The organism is Candidatus Poribacteria bacterium, from assembly GCA_026702755.1.
Lineage (GTDB): Bacteria > Poribacteria > WGA-4E > WGA-4E > WGA-3G > WGA-3G.
In genome coordinates, this window is record JAPPBX010000116.1 from 1 (window position 1) to 7,333 (window position 7,333).

Below are 7,333 nucleotides of genomic sequence, written 5' to 3' on the forward strand. Positions count from 1 at the left end.
TAAGATTCAGCACTTTCAAGTTTATCAATCCACTCAATGGAGACACATCTACGACCTTGTTGTTATGAAGATCCAACTCTGTTAGGTTTATCAATACGCTGAGGGGTGATATATCCAATATCTGATTGTCGTGAAGATCCAACTCTGTTAGGTTTATCAATACGCTGAGGGGCGACATATCCGATATCCTGTTCCCGTCAAGGTCAAGTACTTTCAAGTTTACCAATACGCTGAGGGGTGATATATCCGATATCCCATTATCGTCGATGTCCAAGAATGTTAGATTTGTCAAATTTTTGAGAGGGGATACATCTAATACCTTATTGCCATCTAGATCTAGATATCTCAGATTCGTCAACGCCTTGAGAGGGGACACATCCAATATCCCATTGTCGTCAAGATCGAGCCAGGTCAGGTTTGTCAAATTTTTGAGAGGGGATACATCCGATAGCTGATTGCTGTCAATGTCCAGGAATGTTAGATTTGTCAAATTTTTGAGAGGGGATACATCCGATATCTTATGGTTGGTCCCAAGCCGCAGTTTTGTTAGATTTGTCAAATTTTTGAGAGGGGATACATCCGATATACGGTTGCCTCTAAGTTCTAGTTTTATCAGATTGATAGCGAACTCAAGGCCTGTCAGATCACGAACGCCAGATTTTAATGCGTCAAGTTCTTCCAAACTTGCCATATCTGCCTGAGTGATATCTTCACCTACCTCTTTGCCGAGTGCTAACTCAATAGTAGCGCGGAGCCCTGGATCCGGAATGTGGATGGTCTGTGCAGTTACTATCTGGTATGCTGGCAAGAAAAACACCCACATAGAAAAAATAAGACTGACAACCTTGATAGGTCTCCGATTTTGCCTCTCAGTATCTATGCGCGTTGCTGTAATATATGTGAAAAATCTCAAGAAATTTACACTCCTCTGTTTGGATTAACAAACATCGCTGCCTGAGATGAGAACACTCCGGAATTGTTATATAAATTTTGGATGCCGCGAGAATTGGAGTAGAGCATTTATCTGCCATTGGAATAGACGATAAATTGCCCATCTACAATTCACACGGCTATCTATTATTTTGGTAGATTACTGTGCCATGTTTTGCGCACCAGGTGTTGCCTGTACAACTTGGAAATCACCGGTTCCATCCGGTAAGCGTCCGTAAGCAACATCTGTCTCCTGCTCCCCAAATGTAACGCTATCCAGGACTTGATTGCCGTTCGCATCGGTATCCACGAACAGGGCAATTTCACCACTTTTAGACAGTTTGAAGTTGGCATGCAGTCCTTCGGTCGCATTTTCGTCATCATGATCTTCATCTAACCACACAATCAAATATCCATTTGCTGGAATCTCGGTATTTTCTGGGAATTCCCACTTGGTAAGATTGTCCTCTTTGTCAGAAAGATACATGCCAGTGAGCAGCACATCACTATCAGTGCGATTATGCAACTCAAGCCAATCGTCATAGTCTCCCTGTGGATCAGCGATGGTATTGTCATTGTCTGCCATCAATTCGTTAATAACGACAGCAGGCCCTGCCATAGGTACGTCAGTCATATCTGGCATATCCGTCATGTCATCAGGTTGTCCTGTGTCGTCAGGCTGTCCCATGTCGTCAGGTTCCGTTGTATCTGCATCCGGCAGCATTGGTCCTGCCATTTGCGTTACGCGTTCACAGGATATAAAAGCAACACAACTTATCAAAATAGCCACGAGAAATATTTGAAATTTTAGCATAGTTAGCACTCCTGATTTTAAATTGTAAATTAATCTGTGCACCTTAGGCGATACTCTTCGGTATACAACCTTGTCCCAAAATTATATCACATTTGACCTCAATTTTCAAAAAAATCTGTGCTTATTAGCGACTACAAAAATTGTTGATAGACATTCATAATTCTTTCATAGTGAATGTCGGCGTTAAACTCTGTTTCCATTTTGCGGCGCCCCGTACGTCCCATCTCTACAGCCTCGTCTCTATGCTCAGACATCCACAAAAGCCGATCTCGAAGTGCTTCACGTCCACCTGATGGAACGAGAAACCCATCAACGCCATCTACAATGAGTTCTGGAATTCCACCAATATCGGCACCGATGACCGGCTTCCCATAAGCATAGGACTCCAAAACGGACATCGGACAGTTTTCATACCACTCGGACGGCAGGACTGTACAAATACTGTTGAGAATCAGATCGCGAAGCTCATCGCCCTGTTTAAAACCGAGGAGGTGAATATGTTCACATTCGTTCTCTTCGACCAGTCGTTGAACTTCGGGCATCGCTTCACCATCACCAACGATATAGAGCGGAACCTCTTTGAGCGGTGCTGCTGCCTCTATCAGCGTCAAAATTCCTTTGCTCCGATGCAGCCGTCCGAAATAGAGTACATAGTCTCCGACAGCGAAGTTCGGCGTGATGTCGGAGACATCAACAAAATTGTGAACAGTCGAGATTTTATCTTCGGGGATGCCGTGCGAGATCATCTTTTTCCGAAGGAAATGAGAGACAGAAATAAAATGATCGAATTTCTTAACGGCACCGAGCATCTTAGATACATAAGACTCGGTAACGCTTAACGCAGTGCGAGTGAATAAACCTCTATTGCACCGTTTCGGGAGGGCGCGCCAAAAGTGTTTGCCTTCACACGCCTCGCAAATCTCATCGTTTGAGAGATGGCTATAAACCGGACAGGTTAACTTATATTCATGTAAGGTCTGAACGAGCGGGATCCCTGCTTCTTTGAGTCCACCTAAAATGGAAGCCGTCAGTTTACCATAGTAGATATGGAAATGCGCGAGGTCAATATCTGTATCATTTAACAACCGCTGAACAGATTTAACGGCATCACGTGAATATAGAAAGCGCAATAAATCACCCGCACCCGGACGTTCAAAATCCGCGCCGCGCGGGAAATAACGGTCCCATTCAGACGGTTCGTTGTTAGGACTTGCCGCTGTAAAAGGGATGACCCGGTGTCCATATTTCTCCAAAAGTTCAGCAAGCGTAAAGAAGTAGCGATCGGAACCGCCACGAACATAATGGTTCTGTGAAATATTCAGAATAGTGCGCATCTTTTGCTCCTTTAACAATTGGGTTTTCGCGAAGCTTAAGAAGGACTGGTTATGATTAAGTTGTCCAACAACACATTGTTCCACCAAGTGCTCTCGCTACAGACCCGTGAGAAGTGTAGGATATGGAAACCCTGCATCGACGAACCGCGTATCAGCGAACGGTTCATAATAGACTGTGCCTACCTGTTTGGTAATCAGTGCCTGATCAGCAGCGTCTATGATGACATTCGCTATTTCGGTAGCATCTGAATTTCCCCACCAATTGTCGGTTACCCTCAGATCAAACTTTACATTCAAACGGAGTGCAAAGATATTCGCGTTCAGATTGTTGTTTTGAATGATAGATTGGACATTTTCACAGAAGATTCCGGTCTCATTTTTGGTGATATTATTTTTCTCAATCCTTGGACGTGTTTGGCGTCCGATCGTACGAATCCCGATGTGATTGTCAAGAATATCGTTGCGCTGGATCCGGGCATCGCTACCGTCCAAAGCAATAGCGGTTTTATTCAGACGAAGCACGCACTCTGCGACAGTTGGCGACGTCGTTTTGATGTCAAGTGCGACCGTGGCATGTTCCACAACTGCCCCTCTGACAAAACTCTCCAAACCGTGTGTGTGGTCAAAAAGTATACCGCTCCAGTCACCGGGTGCTGGTCCGATGTTGTCCGAGGTGAGATGCACAAGTTGGGTCACTTGCTCTTGATCGAAAGGCGTTCCAAGCTTTAGGACACCTCTCACTGTAAGGCGCGCATCTCGCCCAAATTTAACAGTCGTGCCGGGCGGGATGTTGAGGGTTATTTCCTGTGGAATCACCAATGTACCACGCACAACGTAAGTCTTCTCAGGCTCCCACGTTTCATTTCCAGATAACTGATAGTTTTCAAGTATAATCTCGGAACTTTCTTCGGGTGTTACGGGGTTAGATGTTTCTTGGGTTGTACAACCGAGACCGACCATTAAACTCACGTAGAAGATTAACAGACAGTTTTTTAAGTGTTGAATTTTCATTTTTGTATGTGCTGTTCCAGCTATGTCGTCTCAACTGCTTGATTACAATAAACGCTATTTTGACGTGTTTGTTGCAACTTGCGAAAATTTTCATCAAAAATTTGGATAAGAAGATGACAACGCTTCAGAGTCTTGGATCAACTGCTTCACTTTCGAGTGCCAAAATTCCGAAAACGCACTCATGAACATAGGACATCGGTTCACGACGAACGAAACGCTCAAGTGCCTCAACACCCAATGCGAATTCTCGAAGTGCAAGGGAACGTTTGTGAGAAAGTCCGCGTGAACGGAGCCGTTCTAAGTTTTGAGGTAATGTATATTCAGGTCCATAGATTATTCGGAGATACTCACGACCTCGGCATTTTACAGCGGGTTGTATCAATCCTCGCTTGCTCTGAGCGATAAAATCCAGAGGCTTGATGACTGTGCCTTCACCGCCCTGTTCAGTGAGTTTTTCCCACCGATGGATTGCTTCAGTTTGGCTTGTGTCGTTAGTCAGATCAACCATTCCATAAGAAGTTGCGAACAAGAGGTCGTCCTCAGAACTTCGGCAGAGTTTGCTAAGCATTTCCATGTGCCACAGATGGTCTTTGTCAAAGTATACTGTCCCCTCTGTTGCAAGTAGGTGGAATGGGGCGAGTTTTAGATCGGCAATAGATTGGACCTGCCAACAGTATTGCTGATAAGCCTTAACGTATCCCGCCACTGCATCTGCGCGTTGACGATAGTCATTCAACATAGAATCTACGTCAACGCCTCGTTCGGCAGCGGTTTCCAAGGAGGCAACCGCTTCTCCCAAGGCGACACGCGCCGATGTCCCCACCGGGGCATACTGTTGTCGTAACAGCTCCTGCGCCTTGACCGACCAAGGCATTAGTTCACAGTCAAGACAGATCCAATCCGTATTGAGGACCTCCCAATAATTCACTTTATCTACTGCCGTTTTCACCTGTCTCAACAGTTCGGTTTCAATCGCGACATCATCAAAGAAACGCCTGCCGGTTCGTGTGTAACAGATGCCAAACGTCTCATCTGCGATACCAAACCGCTTTTTCGCGGTTTCTGGATCCTTGCAAACGATAACGACAGCGCGGGACCCCATGTGTTTCTCTTCCCAGATGACGTTGGATACACCCTGTTTGCGATAATACGTGAACGCCTCGGTTGGATGTTCAAGCAAGCTCGGAATATTTGTCGTTTCGGTTGGGGACATTGTCGGTGGAAGGTATATAAGCCATTTCGGGTCTACAGCGAAACGGCTGATAACCTCCAGCGCAGTTATAGTATTCTCTTCACGGATTGTTACGTTATTATGTAACCGCGTGCTGATAATTCGTTTCCCCAGTACATCATCGATGTCTAAAATATCACCAGAGTGCTGCGTTTCGGCAGTACGAAGTCGGGAATCGGAGTTCCCTCCTACAAGAAGTGGTTTTGTCGGTTCATAATAGGTCTGACGTGCAGGAATAGACACGAGTTCTCTTTCAGGATATCGCAACGCTGTCAGTTTGCCACCGAAAACACATCCGGTATCAATGTTGATTGTGCGGTTTACCCATTGTAGCTCGGCGACAGGCGTGTGCCCATAGACGACCATCGCAGTGCCGCGATACTCATCAGCCCAATCGACCCGAATAGGCAAACCGAAGTCATCGGTCTCTCCGGTTGTTTCTCCATACAGTGCGAATTCCCGTACACGCCCCGATGCCCTGCCTTGTAATTCCGCCTTCATTCCAGCGTGCGCGACCACCAACTTCCCGTTGTCAAGGACGTAGTGGCTCACCAAACTATCCAAGAATTCTACGATTTGCGTCTTGAATTCGGTTGATTCTTTCTCCAATTGAGAGAGCGATTCCGCCAACCCGTGTGTCGGATTTACGTTTTTGCCGCGAAGCGCGCGAACCAGTTTTACGTCGTGATTCCCGGGCACGCAGATAGCCGTGCCAGATTTTTGCATCCCCATAACCAAGCGTAATACTTCGGCGACTTTTGGACCCCGGTCAACAAAATCCCCGACGAAAATTGCTTTCCTACCTTGTGGTGGCTGAACAACGGTTTCACCTTCTGGCTGCGTTGAGATTTCATAACCGAGTTCTGTGAGCAATTCAACAAGCTCATCAAAACAACCGTGAATATCACCTATGATGTCAAAGGGTCCCTGGTCGTCTGTGCGGTTTACCCACAATGGCTGTCGCTCCACGCAGGCGGCTTTAACCGCTTCCGGCGTGGACATGACATAGGTGAAGTGTCGAAAACCCTCGCGTTTGAGATTACGCAGTGAGCGGCGAAGTTGCTGGCTCTGCTGACGGACGACATGCGGTTTTAAATCTCGGTCAGGACGTGCCTCATTTCTTTCCTGACAGAGTTTTGTCGGCATGTTAAACACAATCGCAACGGTTAGATAGTGGTATTCGCGCGCCAGGGCAACTAAAGGTTTCCGCGCTTCAACCTGGACGTTTGTTGCATCAATGACCGTTAATTTCCCTGCAGCAAGCCGCTTCGCAGCGATGAAACGCAGCACTTCAAACGCATCATCCGTTGCCGTCTGGTCGGTCTCATCGTCTGAGACAAGTCCTCGGCAGAAATCGGAAGAAAGGATTTCGGTCGGTTTAAAATGCTTACGTGCAAAGGTGGACTTACCCGATCCTGAAGGTCCAATGAGAAGGACAAGTGAGGGTTCAGGAATATTCATTTTTTACTTTTCCTTGCGGTTCGGTCAGGGGGCTTGGTAAAAGACGCGCCTTTCCGTAGAATCGCCCTCCATTTCATTACGGGCTTGCGGCTCTGAATCTTGAGAAGCATCGCACATTTTTTATTTTTCCTTGTGGTCTCGGGTAAAGACCGCCATCTGCGTCGGCGATCCAACGTCTTCAGCCTCCGGTCCGATCGGGTGAAACACAACGGTGTAACCGAAACGTTCAGCAACACCCGCTGCCCAAGATTGAAATTCGTCCCGTGTCCATTCAAAACGGTGATCTTTGTGCCGATAGTTCCCCGCCTCAAGATTCTCAAATTTCACGTTGTATTCGATATTCGGTGTCGTCAACACAACTGTACGAGGACAGGCACACTCGAAAAGTACGCGTTCAAAAGCGATAAGTCGTGGCACGTCTAAGTGTTCGATGACCTCTATGACTGCAGCCGCATCGTATCCAACCAACCGTTTATCCCGATACCCGAGCGATCCTTGGAATAGATGAAGGCGTTTTTTCTGCTTTTCCGGTAATCGATCGTAATGGAGCCG

6 protein-coding genes are annotated in these 7,333 nt (G+C 46.7%); all 6 read right to left on the minus strand.

Features of this window, described 5'->3' with window-relative positions; all coding sequences use genetic code 11:
• On the minus strand, positions 1–913 hold a 913-nt coding region (locus OXH39_23090), incomplete at its 3' end, for a leucine-rich repeat domain-containing protein (protein MCY3553357.1).
• 177 nt (positions 914–1,090) lie between these two features.
• A complete protein-coding gene (locus tag OXH39_23095; GenBank protein MCY3553358.1) occupies positions 1,091–1,744 on the minus strand; it encodes a lamin tail domain-containing protein in 654 nt (217 codons plus the stop codon).
• A gap of 131 nt (positions 1,745–1,875) precedes the next feature.
• A complete protein-coding gene (locus OXH39_23100) occupies positions 1,876–3,078 on the minus strand; it encodes a glycosyltransferase family 4 protein (protein MCY3553359.1) in 1,203 nt (400 codons plus the stop codon).
• 96 nt (positions 3,079–3,174) lie between these two features.
• Positions 3,175–4,089 carry a right-handed parallel beta-helix repeat-containing protein gene (locus OXH39_23105; GenBank protein ID MCY3553360.1) on the minus strand — a complete coding sequence of 305 codons (915 nt, stop codon included), beginning with the start codon at positions 4,087–4,089 and terminating at the stop codon, positions 3,175–3,177.
• A gap of 124 nt (positions 4,090–4,213) precedes the next feature.
• Positions 4,214–6,781: a polynucleotide kinase-phosphatase gene (locus tag OXH39_23110; protein ID MCY3553361.1), complete on the minus strand. Its 2,568-nt coding sequence runs from the start codon at positions 6,779–6,781 to the stop codon at positions 4,214–4,216.
• A gap of 120 nt (positions 6,782–6,901) precedes the next feature.
• Positions 6,902–7,333 (minus strand): 3' terminal RNA ribose 2'-O-methyltransferase Hen1 (locus tag OXH39_23115; GenBank protein MCY3553362.1); only part of this gene is annotated, 432 nt, incomplete at its 5' end.